Origin of the sequence: Brevundimonas sp., from assembly GCF_036400995.1 — a bacterium.
Taxonomy (GTDB): domain Bacteria; phylum Pseudomonadota; class Alphaproteobacteria; order Caulobacterales; family Caulobacteraceae; genus Brevundimonas.
Genome location: NZ_DASWWG010000085.1, coordinates 24,084 through 50,833, shown reverse-complemented (window position 1 = coordinate 50,833; position 26,750 = coordinate 24,084). Strand labels below are relative to the sequence as shown.

General features: G+C 69.9%; 27 protein-coding genes and 1 tRNA gene. 9 read left to right on the top strand and 19 right to left on the bottom strand.

The annotated features are described in order from the left end of the window. The 7 genes from VGE03_RS12375 to VGE03_RS12345 all read right to left on the bottom strand — a co-directional run. On the bottom strand, window positions 1-985 hold a 985-nt coding region (locus tag VGE03_RS12375), incomplete at its 3' end, for a hypothetical protein (RefSeq protein ID WP_331046777.1). 29 nt (window positions 986-1,014) lie between these two features. After that, the gene (locus VGE03_RS12370; RefSeq protein WP_331046776.1) at window positions 1,015-1,662 is read right to left on the bottom strand and encodes a hypothetical protein; all 648 of its coding nucleotides are present in this window, start codon (window positions 1,660-1,662) and stop codon (window positions 1,015-1,017) included. Between the two features lie 111 nt (window positions 1,663-1,773). Next, window positions 1,774-2,523 carry a DUF1223 domain-containing protein gene (locus VGE03_RS12365; protein ID WP_331046775.1) on the bottom strand — a complete coding sequence of 250 codons (750 nt, stop codon included), beginning with the start codon at window positions 2,521-2,523 and terminating at the stop codon, window positions 1,774-1,776. Between the two features lie 59 nt (window positions 2,524-2,582). Then, window positions 2,583-2,837: a hypothetical protein gene (locus tag VGE03_RS12360; RefSeq protein ID WP_331046774.1), complete on the bottom strand. Its 255-nt coding sequence runs from the start codon at window positions 2,835-2,837 to the stop codon at window positions 2,583-2,585. An 81-nt stretch (window positions 2,838-2,918) separates the two neighbouring features. Next, complete coding sequence (locus tag VGE03_RS12355) at window positions 2,919-3,485, bottom strand: DsbE family thiol:disulfide interchange protein (RefSeq protein WP_331046773.1); 567 nt, start codon at window positions 3,483-3,485, stop codon at window positions 2,919-2,921. Next, the gene (ccmD, locus tag VGE03_RS12350) at window positions 3,482-3,643 is read right to left on the bottom strand and encodes a heme exporter protein CcmD (protein WP_331046772.1); all 162 of its coding nucleotides are present in this window, start codon (window positions 3,641-3,643) and stop codon (window positions 3,482-3,484) included. Before ccmD ends, VGE03_RS12355 begins: the two co-directional genes overlap by 4 nt. 2 nt (window positions 3,644-3,645) lie before the next feature. Then, window positions 3,646-4,368: a heme ABC transporter permease gene (locus VGE03_RS12345; protein WP_331046771.1), complete on the bottom strand. Its 723-nt coding sequence runs from the start codon at window positions 4,366-4,368 to the stop codon at window positions 3,646-3,648. Between the two features lie 95 nt (window positions 4,369-4,463). Here VGE03_RS12345 and VGE03_RS12340 point away from each other — a divergent pair, with 95 nt between their 5' ends. Next, window positions 4,464-4,688, top strand: coding sequence for an alkylphosphonate utilization protein (locus VGE03_RS12340; protein WP_331046770.1), 225 nt, complete (start codon window positions 4,464-4,466; stop codon window positions 4,686-4,688). Window positions 4,689-4,698: 10 nt separating this feature from the next. Here VGE03_RS12340 and ccmB read toward each other — a convergent pair whose 3' ends face one another. Then, window positions 4,699-5,364 carry a heme exporter protein CcmB gene (gene ccmB / locus VGE03_RS12335; protein WP_331046769.1) on the bottom strand — a complete coding sequence of 222 codons (666 nt, stop codon included), beginning with the start codon at window positions 5,362-5,364 and terminating at the stop codon, window positions 4,699-4,701. Beyond that, on the bottom strand, window positions 5,361-5,960 hold the full coding sequence (gene ccmA / locus VGE03_RS12330; protein WP_331046768.1) for a heme ABC exporter ATP-binding protein CcmA: 600 nt from the start codon (window positions 5,958-5,960) through the stop codon (window positions 5,361-5,363). Before ccmA ends, ccmB begins: the two co-directional genes overlap by 4 nt. A gap of 201 nt (window positions 5,961-6,161) precedes the next feature. Between ccmA and acnA the strand changes: the two genes are divergently transcribed. After that, entirely contained in the window at window positions 6,162-8,882 is a 2,721-nt protein-coding gene (gene acnA / locus VGE03_RS12325; RefSeq protein ID WP_331046767.1) for an aconitate hydratase AcnA, read from the top strand. Window positions 8,883-9,083: 201 nt separating this feature from the next. Here acnA and acnB read toward each other — a convergent pair whose 3' ends face one another. Both acnB and VGE03_RS12315 read right to left on the bottom strand, forming a co-directional pair. Continuing rightward, complete coding sequence (gene acnB / locus VGE03_RS12320) at window positions 9,084-11,666, bottom strand: bifunctional aconitate hydratase 2/2-methylisocitrate dehydratase (protein WP_331046766.1); 2,583 nt, start codon at window positions 11,664-11,666, stop codon at window positions 9,084-9,086. A gap of 149 nt (window positions 11,667-11,815) precedes the next feature. Continuing rightward, window positions 11,816-12,526, bottom strand: a complete 711-nt coding sequence (locus VGE03_RS12315; RefSeq protein WP_331046765.1) for a LytTR family DNA-binding domain-containing protein — start codon at window positions 12,524-12,526, stop codon at window positions 11,816-11,818. Between the two features lie 191 nt (window positions 12,527-12,717). Here VGE03_RS12315 and VGE03_RS12310 point away from each other — a divergent pair, with 191 nt between their 5' ends. Continuing rightward, entirely contained in the window at window positions 12,718-13,656 is a 939-nt protein-coding gene (locus tag VGE03_RS12310) for an alpha/beta hydrolase family protein (RefSeq protein WP_331046764.1), read from the top strand. On the opposite strand, the gene VGE03_RS12305 is transcribed toward VGE03_RS12310, so the two are convergent. Beyond that, window positions 13,657-14,526 (bottom strand): isoaspartyl peptidase/L-asparaginase, encoded by an 870-nt coding sequence (locus VGE03_RS12305; protein ID WP_331046763.1) that lies wholly within the window; start codon window positions 14,524-14,526, stop codon window positions 13,657-13,659. It abuts the gene before it with no gap. Window positions 14,527-14,631: 105 nt separating this feature from the next. On the opposite strand from VGE03_RS12305, the gene VGE03_RS12300 reads away from it, so the two are divergent. Continuing rightward, window positions 14,632-15,633: an NADPH:quinone oxidoreductase family protein gene (locus tag VGE03_RS12300; protein ID WP_331046762.1), complete on the top strand. Its 1,002-nt coding sequence runs from the start codon at window positions 14,632-14,634 to the stop codon at window positions 15,631-15,633. Window positions 15,634-15,640: 7 nt separating this feature from the next. Here VGE03_RS12300 and VGE03_RS12295 read toward each other — a convergent pair whose 3' ends face one another. Continuing rightward, window positions 15,641-16,057, bottom strand: a complete 417-nt coding sequence (locus VGE03_RS12295; protein WP_331046761.1) for a YkvA family protein — start codon at window positions 16,055-16,057, stop codon at window positions 15,641-15,643. Between the two features lie 57 nt (window positions 16,058-16,114). Here VGE03_RS12295 and VGE03_RS12290 point away from each other — a divergent pair, with 57 nt between their 5' ends. The 3 genes from VGE03_RS12290 (at window position 16,115) to VGE03_RS12280 (ending at window position 17,985) form a co-directional block, all read left to right on the top strand. Then, on the top strand, window positions 16,115-16,897 hold the full coding sequence (locus VGE03_RS12290) for an SDR family NAD(P)-dependent oxidoreductase (RefSeq protein WP_331046760.1): 783 nt from the start codon (window positions 16,115-16,117) through the stop codon (window positions 16,895-16,897). A 144-nt stretch (window positions 16,898-17,041) separates the two neighbouring features. After that, window positions 17,042-17,116, top strand: a tRNA-Gly gene (locus VGE03_RS12285). 164 nt (window positions 17,117-17,280) lie between these two features. Beyond that, window positions 17,281-17,985, top strand: coding sequence for a lysozyme (locus tag VGE03_RS12280; RefSeq protein WP_331046759.1), 705 nt, complete (start codon window positions 17,281-17,283; stop codon window positions 17,983-17,985). 5 nt (window positions 17,986-17,990) lie between these two features. On the opposite strand, the gene VGE03_RS12275 is transcribed toward VGE03_RS12280, so the two are convergent. Together VGE03_RS12275 and VGE03_RS12270 are read right to left on the bottom strand one after the other, a co-directional pair. Further along, the gene (locus tag VGE03_RS12275) at window positions 17,991-18,797 is read right to left on the bottom strand and encodes an SDR family oxidoreductase (RefSeq protein WP_331046758.1); all 807 of its coding nucleotides are present in this window, start codon (window positions 18,795-18,797) and stop codon (window positions 17,991-17,993) included. A gap of 7 nt (window positions 18,798-18,804) precedes the next feature. Next, window positions 18,805-19,275: an Rrf2 family transcriptional regulator gene (locus VGE03_RS12270; protein WP_331046757.1), complete on the bottom strand. Its 471-nt coding sequence runs from the start codon at window positions 19,273-19,275 to the stop codon at window positions 18,805-18,807. A 155-nt stretch (window positions 19,276-19,430) separates the two neighbouring features. Between VGE03_RS12270 and VGE03_RS12265 the strand changes: the two genes are divergently transcribed. Together VGE03_RS12265 and VGE03_RS12260 are read left to right on the top strand one after the other, a co-directional pair. Then, window positions 19,431-21,410, top strand: a complete 1,980-nt coding sequence (locus VGE03_RS12265; RefSeq protein WP_414644948.1) for a potassium transporter Kup — start codon at window positions 19,431-19,433, stop codon at window positions 21,408-21,410. Window positions 21,411-21,457: 47 nt separating this feature from the next. Further along, window positions 21,458-22,795, top strand: a complete 1,338-nt coding sequence (locus VGE03_RS12260; protein ID WP_331046778.1) for an RsmB/NOP family class I SAM-dependent RNA methyltransferase — start codon at window positions 21,458-21,460, stop codon at window positions 22,793-22,795. On the opposite strand, the gene VGE03_RS12255 is transcribed toward VGE03_RS12260, so the two are convergent. From VGE03_RS12255 to murJ, 4 genes are all read right to left on the bottom strand, one after another. After that, window positions 22,792-23,466: a GNAT family N-acetyltransferase gene (locus VGE03_RS12255; protein WP_331046756.1), complete on the bottom strand. Its 675-nt coding sequence runs from the start codon at window positions 23,464-23,466 to the stop codon at window positions 22,792-22,794. The two genes, VGE03_RS12260 and VGE03_RS12255, sit on opposite strands and share 4 nt — an antisense overlap. A 65-nt stretch (window positions 23,467-23,531) precedes the next feature. Next, entirely contained in the window at window positions 23,532-23,960 is a 429-nt protein-coding gene (locus tag VGE03_RS12250; protein ID WP_331046755.1) for a hypothetical protein, read from the bottom strand. A 2-nt stretch (window positions 23,961-23,962) separates the two neighbouring features. Beyond that, window positions 23,963-25,000 carry a tryptophan--tRNA ligase gene (trpS, locus tag VGE03_RS12245; RefSeq protein ID WP_331046754.1) on the bottom strand — a complete coding sequence of 346 codons (1,038 nt, stop codon included), beginning with the start codon at window positions 24,998-25,000 and terminating at the stop codon, window positions 23,963-23,965. 143 nt (window positions 25,001-25,143) lie between these two features. Beyond that, entirely contained in the window at window positions 25,144-26,739 is a 1,596-nt protein-coding gene (gene murJ / locus VGE03_RS12240) for a murein biosynthesis integral membrane protein MurJ (protein ID WP_331046753.1), read from the bottom strand. Window positions 26,740-26,750 lie beyond the last annotated feature (11 nt).

The window sequence follows — 26,750 nt, the reverse complement described above, 5'->3', positions numbered from 1 at the left end:
GGCGCAGGGGCTCGAAGGCGGCCCGCTCGCGCGGCGCCGCGGCGGGCATGGGCGGGCAACCGGCGCTGCGGGCGGCCGGGTCGGCGACCAGATAGCAGCGCAGGGCCCGCAGGCTGGACACCGCCGGCAGGGCGGCCATCGCATAGCGGTCCGACAACCAGGGCGTGGCCGCGAGGGCGTCGAGGTCGGCGTCCGACCCTTGCGGCGGCGCGGTGACCAGAACCGACAGCGGCAGGGCCGTCAGGGCGCCGGTGGTGACGGTGATCAGGGTGGTCTTGTCCTTGAACGTCTCCTCGACGGGCAGGACCAGCTCCGAATACAGCCGCCAGCTCTCGGTCCGGTCGAAGGGGAGCGGCTGGCGTCCGGCGAACAGGGTCGGGTCGATGTCGTCGCCGCGCGGGGCGGCGGTGGCGCTCAGCGACTGACGCAGGCGCTCCACGGAAGCCGTCAACCGCGCCTCGGTCAGGGTCTCGGACCGGGTCCAGGCCGCCCGCTCCCGTGTCACCGCCCAGACATAGGTCGCCTCGGGATTGACGAGGATCAGCAGCAGGCCCTCGTCCGGGCGCAGCAACTGCTGGGTTTCGCGGATCGACAGGGCCCGGGGGCTGGTCAGTTCGGAATAGGCGGGGAAGCGGGCCTCGATGTCGGCGTCGAGCGCCGCCAGCCGGGCGGTGACCGTCTCCCACTCGGCCTGGGCGCGAACGCGGGCCTCCAGATCGGCGGGATCGGTCGAGGCGTAGTGCCGCTCCAGCGCCCGCTCCAGCCGGTCGCGGCGGACGATCAGATCCTCCCGCTCCTCGGCCAGTCGGCCGAGCGCATCATCACCCTGGGCGAAGCGGGCGGACACCCGCGCCAGGGCGTCGGCGGCGTCGGAGGCGATGGCCCACTGGGCCGCCTCGAAGGCCTCAGCCCTCAGGGTCTCGGGCGTGTCGGAACCGGCGGGCAGGGCGGGCGAGGCCGCGAGCAGGCTCGCGATCGCCAGCATCCCGGTCCAGAAGCGCCCGGGCCGCCGCATCAGTTGCTGAGCACCTGGATGCTGGTCCGCACATCGCCGCGATTGGTCAGCGCCACCCGCATCTTGCCCCCGGCCCGCGAGGAGACCGTGCAGACCGGATAGTGATCGCCGAAGCCGTCCCGGCACATGGTGGCGCCGCGCTGGTCATGGATGGTCAGGTCGATGTCGGTGTCGCCGTCGCCGATGGCCGCCACGCGCAGCACCTCGCCCGCCCGGGCGTCGACGTCAAAGGTCCAGCTCTCGCGCGCCCGCAGCTGCTTGACGGTGAACACCGGCCCGGCGCCGAAGGGCGAGGAGCGGACGCCCCGCGTCATCGGCTCCCGCAGGCGGTCGATGGCGTCGATGATCGGCTGGTTTCCCGCCGACAGCGCCGCGGCCTCGTCCAGCAGGCGACCCGGGGTCAGGATGGGCTCGGGGCCCTCGCCCTGACGCACCGGCACTTCGGACAGCAACCGGGCGGCCATGATCAGCGCCCCGGCATCGCCTCGCTCGCGCCCCCAGGCGGCCAGTTCGGCGGCGGTCACGGCCTGGGCCACACCGCGGGCCTCGGGCGTGATCACCGGCTCGGGATCGGAGGCGAAGGCCGCGACGCCCCCGGCGACGGCCAGAACGGCGGCGATCGTCGCTCCCTTCAGTACAGGCTTCATGCCGAACATGCGTCCATCCCCAGGCGCCGACGCCCCGACGTCTCGGGGCCGATCATGCACTGTGCGGGTTTCAGAGAGAACAGGGATACTGACCGAAGCTGACGCGACGCGTCAGCGGGCCTCAAGCACGGCGGCCGTCAGGATGCGCCGATCGTCGCGGGCCTGCACCAGGACCGCGACCGCCTGATCCGGCGACGACAGCTCCGGCAGGGCGTACAGCACCGGCCGACCGGTCCAGGGCCCCAGCACCCGCACCGACCGCACCACATTCATGTGACGCACCTTCTGGCCGCGGTTGTCGCCCCCGCCGATCTCCACCGTCTGCGGGCCCGGCGTATAGACGACGGCGATCACCTCGGCGCCGCCGGTGGGCGCTCGGCCCGAGCCCACCCCGACCCGGTCGCCGGTCTCCCGGAACTCGACCTCGGGCGGGAAGACGCGGCGCGCCGCCTCCTCGTCGATGGCGGCCTGCAGGGCCTCGACATTGGCCGGGGCCTGACGACGGCCGTCGATGACCACCTGCGGGGTCGAGACATTGCGGATGCGCAGGGGCCGACGATAGGCCCGCTGGCGCTGGGCGAACTCCGGACGGGCGAAGGTGTCGGCCCAGCCCAGATAGTCCCAGTAATCGACGGCGTAGGTCAGGGCGATCACGCCCGGCTCGCCCGCCACGGCCTCGATCCGGGCGTTGGCCTCGGGACAGCCGGCGCAGCCCTGGGCCGTGAACAGCTCCACGACCACCGGCTCGGCGGGCGTCGCGCGATGGCGCACGCGCGTCGCCGACGGCTGGGCCGAGGTGGCCGCCGCAAGCGACGCGGTCAGACCGACCGCAATCAGAAGTGTCCACCCCCAGGTGCGCATCCGGACATCTTAATCACGCCGCCCGAACACGCGCCGGTCATTTTCGCGTGAGGCGGGTGTCAGACCCGGATGTCGAGCAGGCTGCCCGGACGGTCGTAGCGCCGCGTCGGCTCCCCTTCCGCGGACCGGGGGGCGACCGCGCGCACCGGCGTATCCTTCACCGGAGCGGGCGCGACCGGGGCCGCGGCCGCCACCGAGGGCGAAGCCGCCTGCAGCGCTGCCTGGAAGAAGGCCGAACGCGAGTTCGACGCCGGAGACGGAGGGGTCTGCGACGGGAACAGGGGCGACGGAACAGGCGGGCGAATCGCGCTCATGCCGACAGGGTTAATGAAAACCGTCGGAAATGGGTTAACGCCCTCCCCGCAAGGATTTCAGCCCCGTCGGGAGGTTGGCGGTCAGCGTTTCGCGGCGGTCGGCAGCGGGCGCGGCGGAGCCTGCATGGCCGCGACCAGACGCTCGATCTCGGCGTCCTCCAGCAGCGGCCCGGCGAATTTGGCGACGACCCGGCCCTGGGCGTCCACGGCGAAGGTCTCGGGCGCGCCGGTGATGCCGAGGTCGAGACCGGCCCGGCCTTCGCGGTCCACCAGCACCATGGCGAATGGATCGCCCAGCTCGTCCAGGAAGACGCGGGTATCCGCCGGATCGTCCTTCCAGGCCACGCCCACCACGGCGATCCCGCGATCCTTCAGCGCCATCAGCTTCGGATGCTCGGCGCGGCACGGCGCGCACCAGCTGGCGAAGACATTGATCAGCATCGGCCGCCCGACGCCGGCGGTCTTCAGGTCCAGGTTCCGCGTCCCGGCCTGCGCGCCCTCCAGCAGGGGCAGCACGGTCTCCGGCACCGGCTGGCCGACGAGGGCGTCCGGTTTCACCCCCGGATCGCGCTTCAGCGACCAGCCGATGAACAGGGCCGACAGGGCGACGAGCACCACCAGCGGAACGACGGCGAACCAGCGGCTCATGACCGGGGCGCCTTGTCGGCCTCGAGCCTGGCCAACTCGGCCTTCCAGCGACGGGCGGCGACCAGGGCGCGGGCGGCGAGCGCGACCAGCACCACGGCGCTGATCCCCCAGGCGGGCCAGACGTAGGCGGCGTATTTGCCCATATCGAGGTCGAGCATGGTCAGGCCTCCAGAGCCCGGCGGGCGCGCAGGGCGACGACCCGGCGACGCACGATCTCCGTGCGGATCGCGGTCAGCCAGAGGGCCAGGAACAACACCAGATAGGCCGCCATCATGGTCAGCAGCGGGGTCAGGAAGACCGGCGGCATAGACGGCCCGTCCGCGCGGATCAGCGAGGCCGGCTGATGCAGGGTGTTCCACCAGTCGACCGAGAATTTCACGATCGGCAGGTTGATCAGGCCCACAAGCCCCAGCACCGCGGCGGCGCGGGCGGCCTTCTGTTCGTCATCGATCGAGGCGCGAAGGGCCATGTAGCCGAGGTAGAACAGGAACAGCACCAGCACCGACATCAGGCGGGCGTCGCCCCACTCCCACCAGCTGCCCCACATCGGCTTGCCCCACAGGCTGCCGGTCGCGAGGGCGAGAAGGGTGTAGGCCGCGCCCGGCAGGGCGGCGGCGCGGGCCGCGGCGTCCGCCAGAGGATGGCGGAAGACCAGGGCGAAGAAGCTTGAGACGCCCAGCGCGCCGTAGATCATCAGCCCCACGGACGCCGCCGGCACGTGCACGAACATGATCCGCACGGTGTCGCCCTGCTGGTAATCCTCGGGCGCCGTAAAGCTGAACCAGCTCCCGGCCAGCAGGAGCACGACGGCCGCGGCCCACAGCACCGGCACGAGCGGGCGTGTGAAGCGGGCGAACCGGTCGGGATTGGCGAGGCCGAACATGATCGGCGCTCTTTAATCGTTGATCGCGCGTCGCGCTACTTGAGGCGGAGCCATTCGCCGTGCCAGACCGTCGCGCGCATTTCCGGGAGGCTCCCATGACCGACGACGTGACCAAGGATTCCAACGGCAACCGCCTCGCCGACGGCGACAGCGTGACCCTGATCAAGGACCTGAAGGTCAAGGGCTCGGGCGGGGTGACGCTCAAGCGCGGCACGCTGGTGAAGAACATCCGCCTGACCGGCGACCCCGACGAGATCGAGGCCAATGTCGAGAAGGTCCGCGGCCTCGTCCTGCGCACCGAGTTCGTCAAGAAGGCCTGAGCCGCCGCCCCTAGCCCTGGGCGTTGCGGATGGCTGCGGCGCCCGCCAGGGGGGTGATCACGGCGGCGAACAGCACATAGGCGCACAGGAAGGCCAGCGCCGGGGCGGGCGACTGGCCGTTGGCGGCCCGCTCCAGCGCGCCCGCGCCGAACACCACCGGCGGAATGAAGAGGGGCAGGACGATCACGGCGATCAACAGGCCCCCGCGCTTCGAGCCCAGCGCCAGAGCCGCGCCCAGCGCCCCGGTCAGGGCGAAGCCGAGCCCGCCAATCAGGGCCGCCAGCGCGGCCAGCGGCGCCAGCGCGACCGGCAGGCCAAGGGTGATCGCCGCCACCGGCGCGGTCACGGCCAGGGGCCAGCCGACCGCCAGCCACTGGGCCTTGGCCTTGGCGACGACCACCAGCTCCAGCGGCGCGGGGCCGAGCGTCAGCAGATCCAGCGTCCCGTCCTCGAAATCACGTTCGAACAGCCGTTCCAGCGACAGGATCGACGACACGGCCAGCGCCACCCAGCTGATGCCGCCCGCGATCGGGCGCAGGGCCGCCGGATCACTGCCCGAGGCCAGCGGGACCAGCACGGTCAGGCACAGGAAGAAGCCGCAGGCCAGCAGCGGCCCGCCGCCGCCCGCCCAGGCCAGCGCCAGCTCACGCCGCCAAAGGACCGTCAGCGCCTTCATCGGGCGTCCCCGATGTCGAGCGTCCGCGCCGGGATCGGCAGCGGATCGTGCACGGCCGCGAGGATCGCCCCGCCCCGGTCCAGATGCGCCTGCATCAGCACCCCCATAGCCGCGCGCCAGCGGGCGTCCAGCGGGCTGAGCGGCTCGTCCAGCAGCCAGATCGGCCGCTGCACGGCGATCAGCCGGGCGAAGGCAAGGCGCCGGCGCTGGCCGGCCGACAGCTTGCGCACCTCGAGATCCAGCAACGGCTCCAGCGCCAGCACGTCCACGGCCGCGGCGATCCCGTCGGCGTCGGCGCCCAGCCATTGCGTCTGGAACGTCAGTTCCTCCCGCGCCCGGCGCGCGCCCTTCAGCCCGTCCTGATGACCGAGCCAGTGCAGATGCTGCGTCCGCGCCTCGTCCGCCGGTACGTCGGCGAAGGCGATGGTCCCGGCGTCCGGGCGCAGGAAGCCGGCCAGGGCCCGCAGCAGGCTGGTCTTGCCCGCGCCGTTGGCTCCGGTCAGGGCCAGCGCCTCGCCGGACGCGGTCGAGAACGACAGCTCACGGAACAGGACGCGCTCGCCCCGGGACAGCGTCAGCCCGTCGACGGCGATCATCCGCAACCCCCGCAATTGCGAACGTCTCGCAATACCCCTGTCGGCGTCATGGATTCATGGACGCGCACCACGACCCTCGCTATATCCGCGATCGTCGCAGCAGGCTTTCGCCGCGCGCGTCTGGACCCTGTGAGTCCCGGCGTACAGCGCGCGAAGGCGCAACCGGATTGTCGGGCGGCGTACACCAGAGGAAGACTCTCCATGCCGTCGATTGACAGCCTCAAGACCCGTCAGGATCTCACCGTCGGGCGCAAGAAATACGCCTATTACAGCCTTCCCGCCGCCGAGGAAGCCGGTCTGGCCGGGATTTCCCGCCTGCCGCGCTCGATGAAGGTGCTGCTGGAGAACCTGCTGCGCAACGAGGATGGCGTTTCGGTCACCGAAGCCGACCTCAAGGCCGTGGCCGCCTGGATCGAGAACAAGGGCTCGGTCGAGCACGAGATCGCCTTCCGTCCGGCCCGCGTGCTGATGCAGGACTTCACCGGCGTTCCGGCCGTCGTCGACCTGGCCGCCATGCGTGACGCCATGGCCGCCCTCGGCGCCGACGCCACCAAGATCAACCCGCTGGTCCCCGTCGACCTGGTCATCGACCACTCGGTCATGGTCGACCACTTCGGCACCGCCAAGGCCTTCAACCAGAACGTCGAGCGTGAGTACGAGCGCAACATCGAGCGCTACAACTTCCTCCGCTGGGGTTCGTCGGCCTTCAACAACTTCCGCGTCGTGCCCCCCGGCACCGGCATCTGCCACCAGGTGAACCTGGAGAATCTGGCCCAGACCGTCTGGACGCTGGACGAAGGCAAGAAGACCGTCGCCTACCCGGACACCGTGGTCGGCACCGACAGCCACACCACCATGATCAACGGCCTGGCCGTTCTGGGCTGGGGCGTGGGCGGCATCGAGGCTGAAGCCGCCATGCTGGGCCAGCCGATCCCGATGCTGATCCCGGAAGTCATCGGCTTCAAGCTGACCGGCAAGCTGCCGGAAGGCGCCACCGCCACCGACCTGGTCCTGACCGTCACCCAGATGCTCCGCAAGAAGGGCGTGGTCGGCAAGTTCGTCGAGTTCTTCGGCGACGCCCTGACCGGCCTGACGCTGGAAGACCAGGCGACCATCGCCAACATGGCCCCGGAATACGGCGCCACCTGCGGCTTCTTCCCGGTCTCGCAGGCCACCATCGACTTCCTGACCGCCACGGGTCGTGACAAGGCGCGCGTCGCCCTGGTCGAGGCCTACGCCAAGGCGCAAGGCCTGTGGATCGACGAAACCTCGGAAGAGCCGGTCTTCACCGACACCCTGGAGCTGGACCTCGCCTCGGTCGTGCCGTCGCTGGCCGGTCCGAAGCGTCCGCAGGACCGCGTCGAACTGACCACCGCCGCCCCGGAGTTCGAAGGCCACCTGACCGGGACCTTCGCCCGCGCCGCCGACGCCCCGCGCGCCGACGTGGAGGGTGAGAAGTTCTCGGTCGGCGACGGCGACGTCGTGATCGCGGCCATCACCTCCTGCACCAACACCTCCAACCCGTCGGTCCTGATCGCCGCCGGTCTGGTGGCGCGCAAGGCCAATGCGCTGGGCCTGAAGCCCAAGCCCTGGGTCAAGACCTCGCTGGCCCCGGGCTCGCAGGTCGTCACCGACTACCTGACCGACGCCGGCCTGCAGAAGGACCTGGACGCCATCGGCTTCAACCTGGTCGGCTACGGCTGCACCACCTGCATCGGCAACTCGGGCCCGCTGGATCCGGCGATCTCGAAGGCCATCAACGACAACGGCATCGTCGCCACCTCGGTCCTGTCGGGCAACCGCAACTTCGAGGGCCGCGTGAACCCCGACGTCCAGGCCAACTACCTGGCCTCGCCGCCGCTGGTCGTCGCCTACGCCCTGGCCGGTTCGATGCGCATCGACATCACCAAGGAGCCGCTCGGCAAGGACAAGAAGGGCAATGACGTCTTCCTGAAGGACGTCTGGCCGACCGCGCAGGAAGTCGCCGACATCCAGCGCAAGTCGGTGACTCCGGCCATGTTCGCCAAGCGCTACAAGGACGTCTTCAAGGGCGACAAGCACTGGCAGGCGATCAAGGTCGCCGGCGGCCAGACCTACAGCTGGGATGACAGCTCGACCTACGTCGCCAACCCGCCCTACTTCGAGGGCCTGTCGATGGAGGCCGCTCCGGTCCAGGACATCGTCGAGGGCCGCGTGCTGGCCATCTTCGGCGACTCGATCACCACCGACCACATCTCCCCGGCCGGTTCGATCAAGAAGACCTCGCCGGCCGGCCAGTGGCTGACCAACCACGGCGTCGACGCCCTGGACTTCAACAGCTACGGCGCCCGCCGCGGCCACCACGAAGTCATGATGCGCGGCACCTTCGCCAACATCCGCATCCGCAACAAGATCACCCCGGAGATCGAGGGCGGCGTCACCAAGCACTTCCCGTCGGGCGACGTCATGTCGATCTACGACGCGGCCATGCGCTACCAGTCGGAAGGCCGTCCGCTGGTCGTCTTCGCCGGCAAGGAATACGGCACCGGCTCGTCGCGCGACTGGGCGGCCAAGGGCACCAACCTGCTGGGCGTCCGCGCCGTCATCGCCGAGAGCTTCGAGCGCATCCACCGCTCGAACCTGGTCGGCATGGGCGTCGTGCCGCTGCAGTTCAAGGCTGACGGCTGGCACAAGCTGGGCCTGACCGGCGAGGAGATCGTCACCATCCGCGGCCTGACCGACGCCAACATCGGCAAGCTGAAGCCGCGTCAGGACCTGTGGGTCGAGCTGTTCCGCCCGTCGGACGGCAAGATGGCCCGCTTCCCGGTCCGTTGCCGCATCGACAACCAGACCGAGCTCGACTACCTGCGCGCCGGCGGCGTCATGCCCTACGTCCTGCGCAACCTCGCAGGCGGTGAAGCGGCCCCGGCAGCCGCCGAGTAAGGCCCCGCTCAAGCAGGCCGGCTCCGCGAGCCGGCCGGTAGCGTGAAAACGACCAAAGGCCGGTGGAGCGATCCACCGGCCTTTTTTCTTGGCCTGTCTCCTTCCGTCGTGCAGCGGGAGACGGTGGGACTCCTCACCGCAAACAAAAAGGGCCGGCGGATCGCCCCGCCGGCCCTTCCCGTTTCAAACTGAACCCCGCCCTTACTCGGCGGCGACGCGATCCGCGTATTCGGGGATCTGGTCGAAATTCATGTAGCGATAGACCTCGTCGCGATCCTTATCGATCACGCCCATCTCGGCCATGTACTCGGCCACGGTCGGGATGCGGCCCATCTTGGAGGCCACGGCCGCCAGTTCGGCCGAGGCCAGATAGACGTTCGAGCCCTTGCCCAGACGGTTGGGGAAGTTGCGGGTCGAGGTCGAGACCACGGTCGCGCCCTCCTTCACCTGCGCCTGGTTGCCCATGCACAGCGAACAGCCCGGCATCTCCATGCGGGCGCCGGCGCCGCCGAGGGTCGAGTAGTGGCCCTCCTTGGTCAGTTCCGAGGCGTCCATCTTGGTCGGCGGGGCGACCCACAGCCGGGTTGGGATGTCCTTCTTGCCCTTCAGCAGCAGCGAGGCCGCGCGGAAGTGGCCGATGTTGGTCATGCACGAGCCGATGAAGACCTCGTCGATCGGGGTCTCCTGGACTTCCGACAGCAGGCGCGCGTCGTCGGGATCGTTCGGGGCGCACAGGACCGGCTCGGTCACATCCGCCAGATCGATCTCGATGACGTGGGCGTATTCGGCGTCCGCGTCGGCCTCCAGCAGGCTGGGGTTGGCCAGCCAGGCCTCCATGGCGTCGATGCGGCGCTGCAGGGTGCGGGCGTCGGCGTAACCGTCGGCGATCATGTTCTTCATGAGCACGATGTTCGAGGTCATGTACTCGATGATCGGCGCCTTGTTCAGCTTGACGGTGCAGCCCGCCGCCGAACGCTCGGCCGAGGCGTCGGTCAGTTCGAACGCCTGTTCCACCTTCAGGTCCGGCAGGCCCTCGATCTCGAGGATGCGGCCCGAGAAGGCGTTGATCTTGCCCGCCTTGGCCACCGTCAGCAGGCCCTGCTTGATGGCGTAGTAGGGAATGGCGTGGACCAGATCACGCAGGGTAATGCCCGGCTGCAGCTCGCCCTTGAAGCGGACCAGGATCGACTCCGGCATGTCCAGCGGCATCACGCCGGTGGCGGCGCCGAAGGCCACCAGACCCGAACCGGCCGGGAAGGAGATGCCGATCGGGAAGCGGGTGTGGCTGTCGCCGCCGGTGCCGACGGTGTCGGGCAGCAGCAGGCGGTTCAGCCAGGAGTGGATCACGCCGTCGCCCGGACGCAGGGCCACACCGCCGCGGTTCGAGATGAACTGCGGCAGTTCGCGGTGTGTCTTCACGTCCACCGGCTTCGGATAGGCGGCGGTGTGGCAGAAGGACTGCATCACCATGTCGGCCGAGAAGCCGAGGCAGGCCAGATCCTTCAGCTCGTCACGCGTCATCGGACCGGTGGTGTCCTGCGAGCCGACCGTGGTCATCTTGGGCTCGCAATAGGTGCCCGGACGGATGCCCTGACCTTCCGGCAGGCCGCAGGCGCGACCGACCATCTTCTGCGCGACGGTGAAGCCCTTGCCGCTGTCTTCCGGCGTGACCGGCAGGCGGAACTCGGTCGAGGGCGCCAGACCCAGGGCCTCACGGGCGCGGGCGGTCAGCGAACGGCCGATGATCAGGTTGATGCGGCCACCGGCCTGCACCTCGTCCAGCAGCACCTGCGACTTCAGTTCGAAGGTCGAGACCGTCCGGCCGTCCTTCTCGATCTTGCCCGCATAGGGATAGATGTCGATGACGTCGCCCATCTCCAGGCTGGTCACATCGACCTCGATCGGCAGGGCGCCGGAGTCTTCCTGGGTGTTGAAGAAGATCGGGGCGATCTTGCCGCCCAGGGTCACGCCGCCGAAGCGCTTGTTCGGCACGAACGGAATGTCCTCGCCGGTGGCCCAGATCACGCTGTTGGTCGCCGACTTGCGCGACGAACCGGTGCCGACCACGTCGCCGACATAGGCGACCAGATGGCCCTTGGCCTTCAGCTCCTCGATGAAGGCCATCGGTCCGCGCACGCCGTCCTGCTCCGGCGTGATGCCGGGACGGGCGTTCTTCAGCATGGCAAGATAGTGCAGCGGAATGTCCGGCCGCGACCAGGCGTCGGGCGCCGGCGACAGGTCATCGGTGTTGGTCTCGCCGGTCACCTTGAACACGGTGACGGTGATCTTCTCGGCGACCTTGTCGCGCGAGGTGAACCATTCGGCGTCGGCCCAGGATTGGATCACGGCCTGCGCATTGGCATTGCCGCCCTTGGCCAGTTCGGCGACGTCGTGGAAGAAGTCGAACATCAGCAGGGTCTTCTTCAAACCCTCGGCGGCCACCGCGCCAACCACCGCATCGTTCAGCAGGTCGATCAGCGGTTTGACGTTATAGCCGCCGACCATGGTGCCCAGCAGTTCCGTCGCGCGCTCACGCGACAGCGACGGCACGGCGAAATCGCCGTGCGCCACCGCCGACAGGAAGGACGCCTTCACCTTGGCCGCATCGTCCACGCCGGGCGGCACGCGATACGTCAGCAGGTCCAGCAGCTCCTGTTCGGACTCCCCGGCCGGCGGCGCCTTGATCAGCTCGATCAGGTCAGCGGTCTGCTCGGCCGACAGCGGCAGCGGCGGAATGCCGAGCGCGGCGCGTTCGGCGACATGGGCACGATAGGCTTGAAGCATGGGGAGGGCGTCCTTGATCCAGTCGCGGCAAGACTGGCCGTCGGCCCGTCAAAACCGCGCGGGGCCTTTCCCACATCTGCTCCGGCGCCGCAACACGACCGCCCGATACGTAGCGGGCATGTGTCGTATGCGGAACAGGCGCCGCGACGTCAGCCGGCGAACCAGCCGTCCTCTCTCAGCCGTCCGACATTGCTGCGCGACACCGGCGCCTCCAGCCCGCCCGCCAGCTTCAGCCGCACATTCCGGCCGTCCTCGACCACCCCCTCGACGGCGGAGCGGGCCACCCACCATGAGCGATGGGTCTGCGCGCCCTCCACGCCCTTCAGCCCGGCCATGGCCTGCGACAGGGACATCAGGACCAGGGTCGAGCCGCGCGGGGTGTGCACCCGGACATAGTGGTCCTCCATCTGCAGGCACAGGATGTCCCGCCCCAGACCCGGCGGCAGGCGGTCGCGCGGATCGGCGCTGTCGGCCTCGACCGCGTCGAGACCCCGGCTCATCCACCACAGCACCACCGCCGTCGCGATCGCGGCGATGATCAGCGACTGGCCATACCATTCCAGCCAGGGCACCCGGCCGGTCCCCGGCCAGACGGTCCGGGCCAGAAGACGGCTCAGGGCCGTCGCCGGAACCGTCAGCAGGGTCACCACCGGCGGCGCCCACAGCCAGACCGGAACCCGCCGCCGCATCGCCCGCCGCGCGATCCACGGCACGACCAGGCCGAACAGGGCCCAGCCGCTCCACAGGCTCAGCGTCCAGTAGGCCAGCCGCTCGGGCAGCCCCCCGTTCATATAGCTGCCGAACGGCCCGATCAGGCCCAGCAGGACACCCAGCGCGGTCGAGGCGGCGAACCCCGCCACGACCGACCGCCCCCAGCCCCCCGATTTGAACAGCCCCGAATCCATCGCCCGATCCTGCCACAGACAGCCCTTGTGGCTAGCCGGACCCGTCCGCCCGGTCACGCGCCCGTTCGCCCGTTGGCGCAAACGGCGTGGCGCGGCCTTCGAAGGGACGGAAGACAGGACCGGTCACCCCACCGGAACCCTGTCCCATGCTCCTGACCTCCGCCCTCGCCGCCGCCCTGCTGACCGCCCCGCTGTCGCCGCCCGATCATCTGTTGACCGTCGCCGTACAGCAGGCTGATCCGGTGACCTTCGAACGCCGCACCATGGCGGACGGCGACACGCCGGTGGAGATCGGCGTCTGGTCGCCCTCGACCCCCTCGGCCGCGCCCCGGCCGCTGGTCGTGATCTCCCACGGCAACGGCGGCGATTTCCGCGGACACGAGGACACCGCCCGCGCCCTGGCCGCCGCCGGGTTCGTCGTCGCCGCCCTGACCCACACCGGCGACAGCTGGCGCGACCAGAGCGGCGCGACCGACGTGGCCCGGCGCCCGCGCCAGCTGTCGCTGCTGGTCGAGACCATGGTCGCCGGGGGCGGGGTCGACGCGGACCGCGTGGGCGCCTTCGGCTTCTCCGCCGGCGGCTTCACCGTCCTGACCGCGGCGGGCGGCGAGCCGGACATGGGCCGCGTGGCCGATCACTGCCGGGCCCATCCGGACTTCTACGACTGCCGCCTGATCGCGTCCGTCGGCCTACCCGCGAACGGTGCGCCGGTGGCCTGGACCCATAATCCGCGCATCAAGGCCGTGGTGGCGGCCGCCCCGGCGTTGGGCTTCACCTTCGCGCCGGATGGGCTGAAGGCCGTCACCGGGCCGGTGCAGCTGTGGCAGGCGGAGGATGACCGCATCCTGCCCGCCCCCGTCTATGTCGAGCCGGTGCGCGCCGCCCTGCCGACGCCGCCGGAGTTTCATCTGGTTCCCGGGGCCGGTCATTTCGACTTCCTGCCGCCCTGCCGCCCGGAGGTTCAGGCCAGCGCCCCGATGATCTGCGTCTCGGCGCCGGATTTCGACCGCGCGGCCTTCCACGACCGGCTCAACGCCGAGGTGGTGCGCTTCTTCCGCCGGACCCTGATGGACCCGGCGGCCTGATCAGCGGCCGAAGACCTCGACGCCGATCTCCCCGGCGGGCGTCAGCCAGGCGCGCTTCATGCCCTGGCTGTTGAAGGGGGCGGTGATGTTGCCGTCGCGGTCCAGGGCGATCAGGCCGCCGTCGCCGCCCATGGCGCCGATCTCGTCGATCACCGCCTGTGCGGCCACGCTCAACGGTTGACCCGCCGCCACCCGCCAGGCCGTCTGGGCCGTCGCGGCGACGCGGATGAAATACTCGCCCTGGCCGGTGCCCGAGGCGGCGACGTTTCCGTCCGCCCAGGTGCCCGCCGCCGGGATCGGAGTGTCGCCGACCCGGCCCGGCATCTTGCCGAACACGCCCGCGGTCGAGGTGGCGGCGGCGAGCCGGCCGGCGGCGTCCAGCACGCAGCAGCCGACCGTGCCGTGGCTCAGCGTGCCCGGCGGATGGTTGTCCTCGCCCTTGCCGGCGCGGGTGAACCAGGCCTCTTCGTCGGCGATGGGCTCCAGCCCCTGATCGAGCGCGAACAGGGCCGCGCCCTCGCCCGCCAGCATGACGTGGGGGGTGCGGTCCATAACGGCCCGCGCGGCCACGACCGGATTGCGGAAGCCCTGCAGGGCCGCCACGGCGCCCGCTCGCTTCGTCGCCCCGTCCATGATGCTGGCGTCCAGCTCATAGGCGCCGGCCAGATTGGGCGAGGCGCCGCGTCCCGCGACATAGAGGCCGGAGTCCTCCAGCATGACCACCGCCGCCACCGCGACGTCCAGCGCGCTCTCGCCCGCGTCCAGCCGCGCCTTCATGGCCTCGACCACCTCGCGCATGTGCACGACCTCGGCGTCATAGTTGCGCTCGCGCCGGGCGCCCGCGCCGCCGTGAAGGATGAGGGCCGTCATTCCGTTCGTCTCCTGATCGCCTCTTTTCAACGGGCGTGGGGGTCCTTAGCCTTCCCTCCACGCGAGCGCCACGGGGGCGAGCGCCTGACGTTCCAAGGAAGCCTGATGCGCGCTGTTCTCTCGAAAGCTCCCGGCGGCCCCGAAACCCTCGTCGTCGAGGAGGTTCTGGACCCCCGCCCGCAGAAGGGCGAGGTGGTGATCGAGGTGAAGGCCATCGGGGTCAACTTCCCCGACACCCTGATCATCGAGGACAAGTACCAGTTCAAGCCGCAGCGGCCCTTCTCGCCGGGCGGCGAGGTGGCCGGGATCGTCGAGGCCGTCGGCGAGGGCGTGAAGGGCATCTTCAAGGGGGATCGCGTCATCGCCGTACCCGGCTGGGGCGGCATGGTCGAACGGCTGGCCGTGCCCGCCGCCTCGGTGATCAAGATCCCCGACGCGATGGATTTCCAGACCGCCGCCTCGCTGGTGATGACCTACGGCACCTCCTACTACGCCCTGAAGGACCGGGCGCAGCTCAAGGCCGGTGAAAGCCTGCTGGTGCTGGGCGCCGCGGGCGGCGTCGGCGTCGCCGCCGTCGAACTGGGCAAGGCCATGGGCGCCCATGTCATCGCCGCCGCCTCGACCAACGACAAGGTCCAGTTCGCGCTGGAGGCCGGCGCCGACAACGGCCTGATCTATCCGTCGGGCAAGATGGACAAGGTCGCCCAGAAGGAGCTGTCGGGCGAACTGAAACTGGCCTCGGGCCGCGACGGCCCGGACGTGGTCTATGACGGTGTCGGCGGCGACTATTGCGAGCCCGCCCTGCGCGCCATGGACTGGAACGGCCGCTATCTGGTGGTCGGCTTCCCGGCGGGCATTCCGTCCCTGCCGCTGAACCTGACCCTGCTGAAGTCGGTGTCGGTGATCGGCGTCTTCTGGGGAGCCGCCGTCGCCCGCGACCCGGCCCTGCACGTCGCGAACATGGCCGACCTGTTCAAATTCTGGAGCGACGGCAAGATCAGGCCCCGCATCAGCCGCACCTTCCCGCTGGAGCGCGCCCACGAGGCCATCCAGGCGCTGGGCGACCGCTCGGTCATGGGCAAGGTGGTCGTCACCGTCGAGGACTGAGCCCCGCTCAGTCCGCGTCGCCTTTCAGATGATCAAGCGCGGTCCGGGCCAGCTCCCGGTGCCGCGCCTTGATGTTCGCCCCCAGCGTCGCCAGCAGGGCGGCGAACACCGCCGCATCGTCGGTGAAGCCGATCACCGCGAACAGGTCCGGGATGGCGTCGGTCGGCAGGACGAAATAGGCCAGCGCCCCGAGCATGATCCCCTTGGCCGCCGCCGGGGTCTCGGGGTCGCGCGCGGCGTACCAGACCGACAGCGCCTGGTCGGCGAACGGGATGCGCGCCGCCGTGCGCCGGATCTTGGGCCAGAACCCCCGGCGCACCCGCGTTTCGTTCACCTGCTGCACCGCCGGAACGAGGGCGTGGGACGGGTCCAGCGCATTTTCGGGGTTGGCTGCCCCGGCGGCAGGTTTGGCATTGGTGGTCATGGCGGCTAAATCCCCCGCGACATACTCGGTTCACAACAGGACATAGGGGCTCAGGACATGAAACTCGACAGCAGCATCGCCGCGGTGGTCACCGGCGGCGCCTCGGGCCTCGGTGAAGGCACCGCCCGCGCCATCGCCGCCACCGGCGCCAAGGTCGCCCTGTTCGACATGAACGAGGAAAAGGGCGAGGCGATCGCCAACGAAATCGGCGGCGTCTTCTGCAAGGTCGACGTCACCAGCGACGAGGAAGTCGCCGCCGCCTTCGCCAAGGCCCGCGCCGCCCACGGGCAGGAGCGTCTGGTCGTCAACTGCGCCGGCATCGCGACCGGCCAGAAGACCGTCAGCCGCAAGCGCGACACCGGCGAGATCCGCGCCCACGACATGGCCTCGTTCGAGCGCACGGTCCGCATCAACCTGTTCGGCACCTTCCGGGTCCTGTCGCAGTCGGCGGCGGGCATGGTGACCCTGGAGCCGATGGCCGATGGCGAGCGCGGCCTGATCGTCAACACCGCCTCGGTGGCGGCCCAGGACGGCCAGATCGGCCAGGCCGCCTATTCGGCCTCCAAGGGCGGCGTCTACGCCATGACCCTGCCGATCGCCCGTGACCTGGCCCAGGAAGGCGTGCGGGTGAACACTATCCTGCCCGGCATCATGTGGACGCCGATGATGGCCGGCATGGACCAGAAGGTTCAGGACAGCCTCGCCGCCGCCATCCCCTTCCCGAGCCGCCTCGGCACCCCCGCCGACTACGCCTCGCTGGTGCTGGAACTGGCCCGTAACGTCTACATCAACGGCGAATGCATCCGTCTGGACGGCGCCATCCGGCTGGCGCCGCGCTGACGCCTGAAAGAGACGCGCTGACGCCGGCGACACGGTCGCTCGCTGCCTGAGCGCGGTTTTTTCAAAAGGGGGCTTGCACGGGTCCGGAAGGGTCCGCTATACGCCCCCTCCTCGACACGGAACGGCCTCGCCGTTTCACGGAGTGCGGGCGTAGCTCAGGGGTAGAGCATCACCTTGCCAAGGTGAGGGTCGGGCGTTCGAATCGCCTCGCCCGCTCCAGTCGAAACGCAAAAGGCTCGGTCTTCGGACCGGGCCTTTTTGTTTTGGCGGATCGTTGGACTTCCCTCTGGACGCGATCCCGGAAAACTGTGCAATCTGGAATATCACCGGTCGCTGTAGGGCCGGTTCGTCCTGTTCGGTCGTCGTCCTCACCGGAGACCCGCATGACCCGCACCGCCCTGTTCGACGCCATCCGGCCCTTTGCCCCGGACAAGCGCTTCACACCCGACCATGTCCGGGTCATCGATGATCTGGCCGACGCCTTCGGCCTGCCCCGGGCCGACGCGCCCCCGGCGACTCCCCCGACGCTCCAGGGAACCATCACCGAACGGGTCGCTCTGGAGCTGATCTCCCACGAGGCGATCGTTCAGGAGGCCTACAGGGACTCTGTCGGCGTCTGGACCTGGAGCGTGGGCGTCACCAGCGCCTCCGGCCACGCCGTGTCTGGGTACAAGGACAATCCGCAGCCGATCCCGAAATGTCTCGAAGTCTATGTCTGGCTGCTGGAGAAGAAATACGCCCCCGCGGTCCGCAAGGCCTTCAGCGGCACGCTCCTGAGCGAAGCGCAGTTCGCGGCGGCGCTTTCATTCCACTACAACACCGGCGCCATCGGCACGGCGAGTTGGGTCAAACTGTTCAGGCAGGGCGAGACCGCCAGGGCGAAGACGGCCTTCATGCAATGGAAGAAGCCGCCCGAAATCCTGAGCCGCCGGCGGGCCGAGTGCGACCTGTTCTTCGACGGGCGCTGGTCCAACGACGGCAAGGCTTCGGTCATCCCCGTCCGCAAACCGGGCTACCAACCGAACTTCAGCAAGGCGAAGCGGCTGGATATCACCGCCGATCTGCGGGAGGCGCTGAAACAGGCCTGACCGGATCAGATCCGCTTCAGCCGTTTCGCGTGCCCGCCGACCATCTTCAGGGCTACGGCGTCCGGCAGATGCTTGGCCAGACCGGCCAGCAGATTGTTCATGACGCCCGGCGTCACCTGCGGACGGTTGGCCTCGACGGCGTGATAGCCGACGCGGGCCACGTGGGCCGCCGTCTGCCACATCCAGGCCGGATAGGCGGCCGAGACCTCGTCCCGTGTGCCGTTCACGTCGTGGAACTCGGTCAGGGTGTAGCCGGGGCACAGGGCGGTGACGTGCACGCCGGTGTCCTTCAACTCCAGATACAGGCCCTGCGACGCCTTGATCAGGAAGCTCTTGATCGGCCCGTACAGGGTGTCGCCGCCGGTCGCGGGCATCCGTCCGGCGAGGGAGGCGACATTGATGATCCGGCCGTAGCTGCGCGCGACCATGTCCGGCGCGAAGAGGCGCGACAGCTCGACGGGCGCGGTCAACATCACCCGGATCATGGCGGCGTGATCCGCCGGATCGGTGTGCAGGAAGCCCGCCGTCCGGCTGAAGCCCGCATTGTTGATCAGGGCGTCGACCATCAGCCCGCGCTCCAGCACGGCCTCGTACAGGGCGCGCGGCGCGGCCGGGTCGGCCAGATCGGCGGTCAGGACGGTGACGGCGCAACCCGTGCGGCGAAGTTCGTCGGCCAGGGCGTTCAGCGGGCCTTCGCGGCGGGCGGTCAGGATCAGGTCCCAGCCCTCGGCCGCATAGACGCGGGCCAGGGCCGCGCCGATGCCCGCGCTGGCGCCGGTGATCAGGGCAGTGCGGCGATTGCCGGGGTTCACGCGCCGGTCAGGCCGCGACGGGGCAGGACTTGTGCGGCGTGAAGGCCGCCAGCGACGCGGGGTTTTCAGCCAGCAGGTCGGCGATGGTGATCTTCGACAGCGCCTCGGCCGCCGCGACCTCGGCGGCGGTCAGGGCCTTGGCCACCTGACGCGGGATATGTTCACTGACCGGACAGCCCTTGGCACCGGCGGGCGGCGACCCGATGTGGGCGCAGCCGTTCACGGCGGCCAGCACCTCGTTCAGCCGGATATCCTCGGGCCGGCGCAGCAGCCAGGCCCCGCCGGACGCGCCGGGACGGGTGGCGATCAGCCCGGCCTTGGCCAGCTGGGCGGTGACGCGACGGACCACGACCGGGTTGGTCGGCACCGAGGCGGCCAGAACCGCGCTCGGCGCGGCCTCGGCCGGCGAGTATGCGCCCTTGTGGGCCAGATAGGCCAGGGAGTGGGCGGCGACGGGGAAGCGTTGGCTGTCTGACATGTGCGCTCTTTCGTCGATAAGATAGGCGTTCCGGGTGCGTTTCACAAACCGACGCAACCTTCGCACCTGCAGCACGATTGAAACCCCCGTTGAAAGGGCCTAAAGGCTCGCGGCTTTTGATGGGGCCGCGCACCGCGGAGCCCCGGAGGAACTTCATGGCCGGGGCCTCTCCCCAAGGTGAAGACGACGCTCAGGCCGTCGGCGAACAACCCAACGGACAGAATCCATCCTCCGGCGCCCTTCCGGCGACGGATGCGCATGGGCATCCGGTCGGCAAGGCCGGCAAGATGGGTCTCATCATCGGCGCCATCGGCGTGGTGTTCGGCGACATCGGCACCAGCCCGCTCTACGCCCTGCGTGAAGCCATCGACCACGCCCGCGGCGGCGTCGGCGGCGATCTCGCCGTGGTCGGGGTCGTCTCCCTGGCCTTCTGGGCCCTGATGATCGTGGTGACGTTCAAATACGTCTTCTTCCTCATGCGCGCGGACAACAAGGGCGAGGGCGGCACCCTGGCCCTGATGGCCCTGGCCCAGCACGCGATCGGCCGACGCTCGGCCCTGATCTTCATCCTCGGCGTCTGCGGCGCCGCCCTGTTCTACGGCGACGGCATCATCACGCCCGCCATCTCGGTCCTGTCGGCGATCGAGGGCGTCAAGGAGGCCCCGGGCGTCGGCGGCAGCCTCGATCCCTTCATCGTGCCGGTCTCGGCGGGCATCCTGATCGCCCTGTTCCTCGTCCAGGCCCGCGGCACCGCCGGACTGGCCAAATGGTTCGGCCCGATCACCGCCGTCTGGTTCCTCAGCCTCGGCGTGCTGGGCCTGATCCACATCTTCGACGACATCTCGATCCTGCGGGCCCTGTCGCCGCACTACGGCGTCCAGCTGCTCATCAATGACGGCTTCCTGGGCTTCATCATCCTGGGCAGCGTCTTCCTGGCCGTGACCGGGGCCGAGGCCCTGTACGCCGACATGGGCCATTTCGGTAAGTCGCCGATCCGCATCGGCTGGCTGGCCTTCGTCCTGCCCTGCCTGACGCTGAACTACCTCGGCCAGGGAGCCCTGATCCTCGACAATCCCGGCGCCTCGGAAAACCCGTTCTGGAGCATGGTCCCGCAGGGCATCTACTGGCCGATGCTGGCGCTGGCGACCGCCGCCACCGTCATCGCCTCGCAGGCCGTGATCACCGGCGCCTTCTCGGTGACCCAGCAGGCCGTCCAGCTGGGCTTGCTGCCGCGCATCCAGATCCTCAACACCTCCGAGAGTCAGGCGGGCCAGATCTATGTCCCCGCGGTCAACACCCTGCTGATGGTCGGGGTGCTGGTGCTGCTGGTCGTCTTCCAGAGCTCGCACAACCTCACCGCCGCCTACGGCGTGGCCGTCACCGGCACCATGCTGGTCAACACCCTGATGTCCTGGTCGGTCATCACCAAGAAGTGGAACTGGCCGATGTGGGCGGTTCTGGGCTGCCTGATCCCGTTCGGCTTCATCGACACCGTCTTCCTGACGTCGAACCTGCTGAAGATTCCGGACGGCGCCTGGATGCCGCTGGTGCTGGGCGCGGCCCTGGTGCTGCTGATGTGGACCTGGGTGCGCGGCACGCAAATCCTGACCACCAAGACCCGCAAGGACAGCCTGCCGCTGATCGACCTGATCGAGATGCTGCGCGCCCGTCCGCCGCACCGCGCGCCGGGCACGGCCATCTTCCTGACCAGCGACCCGGACATCGCCCCGGTCGCCCTGATGCACAATCTCAAGCACAACAAGGTGCTTCACGAGAAGAACGTCATCCTGACCGTCCGCACCACCGACCGGCCTCGCGTCGATCCGGCCAACCGGGTCTCGATCGAACCGATCTCGGACGACTTCAAGAAGCTGGTCATCTCCTACGGCTTCATGGAGCAGCCGAACGTGCCCAAGGCCCTGGGCGTCTGCCGCAAGCAGGGGCTGAAGTTCGACATCATGTCGACCAGCTTCTTCCTGGGCCGCCGCTCGGTCATCGCCTCGTCCACCGAGGGCATGCCCTTGTGGCAGGACCGGCTGTTCATCTTCCTCATGCGTAACGCCGCCAACCCCACCGACTTCTTCCACATCCCGCCCGGCCGCGTGGTCGAGCTGGGCACGCAGGTGTCGGTTTGACCGCCCGTGACGGCGCGGGCCGCAACTCCGCCGCCCGTGGTCGCCGCATGGCCGAGAAGGCCCGCGGTCCCCGCCCGCCCCGCCCCGAGGCGCCGCGCGACGAGGCCGCCGACATCGGCGTCGAGGCCCGGCTGGCCGCCGGCGTCCTGCTGAACGCGGCCCTCGAGGGCCGCGGCGGCATGGACTCGGCCCAGACCTTCCGCGAGATCGCCGCCCTGCCCGCGCCCGACCGGGCCTTCGCCCGCGCCGTGGCCATGGCCGCCCTGCGCCGTCTGGGCGAGATCGACCAGATCCTGGACCGCCGCCTGAACAAGGCGCCGCCGCTGCCGGTGCGCACCATCCTGCGCATCGCCCTGGCCCAGACCCTGGTGCTGGAGACCCCGGCCTTCGCCGCCGTCTCGACCGCCGTGAAACTGGCCGAACGCGACCCCAAGACCCGTCCGTACAAGAACCTCGTCAACGCCGTCCTGCGCGGCGTCGGCCGTGACGGCCCCGGCCTGACCACCGCCGAGAGCAACCTGCCCGACTGGATCGCCGCCCGCTGGAAGGCGACCTGGGGCGAACAGGGGCTGATCGCCCTGGCCCTGGTCGCGCGCGAGGAGCCGCCGACCGACCTGAGCCTCAAGCCCGACGCCGACGCCCAAGCCCTGGCGACCGCCGTCGACGGCGAGGTCCTGCCGGGCGGCACGGTCCGCACCGGCCGTCGCGGCGACGTGGCCTCCTGGCCCGGCTTCGAGGACGGGAGCTGGTGGGTGCAGGACGCCGCCGCCGCCGTCCCCGCCCGCCTGCTGGCCCCCAAGGCCGGCGAGAGCATCATCGACCTGTGCGCCGCCCCGGGGGGCAAGACGCTGCAACTGGCCGCCTCCGGCGCCGAAGTGGTCGCCCTGGATCGTTCCGACAGCCGCCTGAAGCGCCTGCGCGCCAATCTGGAACGCACCGGCCTGTCGGCCGAGGTGGTCGCCGTCCCGGCCGAGGACTGGGAGGACGATCGCACCTTCGACGCCGTCCTGCTGGACGCGCCCTGCACGGCCACCGGCACCTTCCGCCGCAACCCGGAAGTCCTGCGCGCCACCAAGCCCGCCGACGTGGCCAAGCTGGCCGACGTGCAGCACCGCCTGCTCGACGCCGCCGCCGAACGGGTGAAACCGGGCGGGCGTCTGGTCTACTGCGTCTGCTCGATGGAACGGGAAGAGGGCGAGACCCAGATCATCGCCTTCCTGCGCCGCAACCCGGCCTTCAGGACCGTCGCCGCCGTCCCGGCCGAGGTCGGCGCCCCGGACGAGGCCCTGACGCCCGAGGGCTGGCTGCGCATCCTGCCGTCGATGTGGACGGACAAGGGCGGCGTGGACGGCTTCTTCGTGGCCCGACTGGACCGCGTCTCCTAGGCGACGTCCATCACCACATAGCTGGGCGTGATCCGGGGCCGGAAGCCGAGGGTCTCATAGAAGGCGATGGTCGCCGCGTGGCCGATCCGCGCGTGCAGGAAGACCGTGTCGCCCCGGTCGAGGATGCGCTGCCCCACGGCGCGCATCAGCACCCCGGCGTAGCCGTGGCCGCGATGGTCCGGATGGGTGCAGACGCCGCTGACCTCGCTGAACCCGTCCAGGCTCAGCCGTTCGCCGGCCATGGCCACCAGCACGCCTTCCCGTCGGATGCCGATAAAGGGCCCCAGCAGATGGGTCTTCGAGAAGAAGGGCCCCGGTTGGGTCAGGGTCGCCAGCGCCAGCATCTCGGGGCCGTCAGCGTCGGTCAGGGCCTCGAACGCGATATCGCGACCGTCGGCGGTCAGGGCCGTCGCCGTCATCTGCAGGCAATCGATGCGGCTCACCTCGCCCAGTCCCGCCGGAATGACCGGATCGGTCTCGAACAGGGCGACCGGGCCGGTGCTCCGCGCCAGCGCAACCCAATCTTCCGCCGTCGCATCCGGACCGGCGGCGGCGAAGGTGGCGTAGGCCGGATCGAACCGCAGCACCCCGCCCTCACGGATGGACAGCGGCGCCTGCCGGCTGGTCAGGGCGTTGCGGACGGCGCGGTCGAGGGGATGCGAAGCGGACATGGTCCTTCCCTACCCCACAGGCCGACCGGCGCCAGCGCCGAAGCGACGCCGGGTCCGGAAATCGCTCAGGGCGCGGGCGAGCTCTGGGTCAGGGGCACGGTGATCTCCCCGCCGCGGGCGAAGCGCAGGGTGATGCTGGATCCGGCGGCGCGATAGTCCCCGGTCTCCAGCCCCGGCACCCACACCACCAGCGGCAGATAGGCCTCCTGCCCCGCCGTCGGGGCGGGCAGCGGAATCGGCAGCTCGACCGGCGGCTGGCGGCTGAACAGGTTTCCGTCCGTGCGGAAAGCGGTCGGCTGGCCCAGTGGGGTGGTGACGGCGACCAGTTCGTCGGCCTCCGTCCCCGTATTCTGGACCACCACCCGGATGTTGGCGGCGAACGGCGCCGACAGGCCTTCGACGATGAAGGCCGTATTCACGACCTTCAGGGGCGAGGCGGGGGCTTCCTGAACCGCCACCGGTTCATTCACGAGCGCCAGCAGCAGTTCAATCATGGTCAGCCCCTCCAGAAGCCGATGATCTTCTTCACCTCGTCGACCACCGGATCGGCGATCTCGGCGGCCCGTTCGGCGCCGTCCTTCAGCACCTTGTCGATCTCGGCCGTGTCGGCCATCAGGCGGCGCATCTCGGCGGTGACCGGGGCCATCGAGGCCACGGCCAGTTCGGCCAGCGCCGGCTTGAAGGCGCCGAAGCCCTTGCCGCCCCACTCGGCCAGCACCTGTTCCTTGGTCTCGTCGGCCAAGGCGGCGTAGATGGTGACCAGGTTCTTCGCCTCGGGCCGGTCGTTCAGGCCCTCGACCTCTTCCGGCAGATTGCCGGGGTCGGTCTTGGCCTTGCGAATCTTGGCCACGATGGTGTCGGCGTCGTCGATCAGATTGATGCGCGAGGCGTCCGACGGATCGGACTTGGACATCTTGGCCGCCCCGTCGCGCAGGCTCATCACGCGCGGCGCCGGGCCCTGCGTCAGCGGCTCGGGCAGGGGGAAGAAGCCCGGGACGCCGAAGTCGTTGTTGAACTTGGCGGCGATGTCGCGGGTCAGCTCGAGGTGCTGCTTCTGGTCCTCGCCGGTCGGGACCTCGGTGGCCTTGTACAGCAGGATGTCCGCCGCCTGCAGCACCGGATAGGTGTACAGGCCGACCGACGCGCGCTCCTTGTGCTTGCCGGTCTTCTCCTTGAACTGGGTCATCCGGTCCAGCCAGCCGAGGCGGGCGACGCAGTTGAACATCCAGGCCAGCTCGGTGTGCGCGCGCACGGCCGATTGCGGGAAGATCACCGACTTCGCCGGATCCAGACCCGAGGCCAGATAGGCGGCGGCGATCTCACGGGTCTGGGCGGTCAGCAGGGCCGGGTCCTGCCACACGGTGATGGCGTGCAGGTCAGCCACGAACAGGAAACAGGGCGCGCCCGTGTCCTGCAGCTGGGTGAAGCGCTTCAGGGCGCCCAGGTAGTTGCCCAGGTGCAGGGCGCCGGAGGCCTGGATGCCGGACAGGATGCGGCGCGGGCCGGTGTATTGAGCCGGAGCGGTATCGGTCATGGTCGGGTACTCGGGAGGAATCTGGATCAGGCGCGCGGACGCGCGCACGGCAAGGTGCTGGAGCTGTTCAGCGGCGCCATCGACGGGCGGCGAAGGTCTGTCCCGAAATCATCATTTCATCGCGCTTATCGTCTCACTGCCGGTCAGTCCAGACCGGAGGAGATCGAGCCGCCCGGCTCGCGACGCAGCACAGCCTTCAGTTCGCGGATGCTGACGGCGCGGAAGACCAGCAGACAGGCGCCGTAGAGCCCCGCGCCGACGCCGCAGACCACCAGCACGGCGATCTCCTTGGCGAAGAAGACGCGGCTCAGGGTCTCGTACCCGATCCCCGCCGCCAGCAGGGCCGCGGCCATCACGCCGCTGGCCAGCAGCACCCGGGAAATGCGCGAGATGAAGGCGGTCGACGCATGCCATGCCTTCTCGCGGATCAGGGTCCCGCCAAGCAGGGCCACGTTCAACCAGGCCGACAGGCTGGTCGCCACCGCCAGACCCAGCACGCCGTCATGGCCGCGCGCCGACAGCCAGAAGAACAGCACCGAACCGACGACCACGGTGAACACCACCGCGGCGACGGCGAAGATCATCGGGCGGCGGGTGTCCTCGCGCGCGAAGAAGGGCGGCGTCAGGACCTTGGCCAGCACGAAGGCCGGCACGCCCCAAGCGAACTGGCGCAGCACATCGGCGGTGCGGGCCGCGTCGGCGCTGGTGAAGGCGCCGCGCGTCACGGTGGCGTCGATGATGAAGAAGGGAATGACGAACAGGGCCACCGCCGCCGGCAGGGTGAAGGCCATGGCCAGGGTCACGCCGTCGTCCAGCGTCTTGCGGCCGCCCTCATGGTCGCCCTGCACGAAGGCCCGGGTCAGGCGCGGCACCAGCGCCAGACCGATGGCCACCCCCACCAGCCCCAGCGGCAGCTGGTACAGGCGGTCGGCGTTGTAGAGCACCGAGCGGGCGCCCTCGTCCGTACCGGTCAGCACCTGGCTGACCACCGAGTTGATCTGCATGGCGCCGCCGGCCAGCGCGCCGGGCACGGCCAGGGCCAGGGCCCGCTTCACGTTCGGCGTCAGGCGCGGCACGCCCAGCTTCAGGGTCACGCCCAGACGACGCACGCCCCACCACAGCAGGCCCGCCTGGATCACGCCGGAAACGGTCACCGCCGCCGCCGCCGCCAGCAGGGTCGTCGGCTGGCTGATCGGCATGACGCTCGGCGCCAGCAGGGGCACGAGGGTGCAGATGTTCAGGAAGACCGGCACGGCGGCCGACAGGGCGAAGCGGCCGCCGGTGTTCAGCACCCCCGACAGCAGGGAGGCGATGGTCATGCAGGCCAGATAGGGCATGGCCAGCTGGGTGGCGATCACCGCGGTGCGCATCACCGCCGCATCGTCGCGCCAGGCGGACAGCAGCCACGGCATGATCCACGGCATCAGCACCTGCAGCACGATGCAGAAGGCGGCAACGACGGCGAACATGAAGCTCAGGGCCTCGGAGGCGGTCACCGCCGCCGCCTCATCCCCCTCGCGCGCTTTGACCCCGCCGTAGACCGGCACGAAGGCCTGGGCGAAGGCGCCCTCGGCGAACAGGCGGCGGAACAGGTTGGGCAGCATCAGGCAGGTCGCCCAGGCGTCCATCATCGGCCCCTGCCCGAACCGCGCCGACAGGGCCAGGTCACGGGCGAACCCGAGAACGCGGCTCCCCAGCGTCAGGGTCGCTTGAACCAGGGTGTTTCGGGCGAGGCTCATGGGGAACTCGA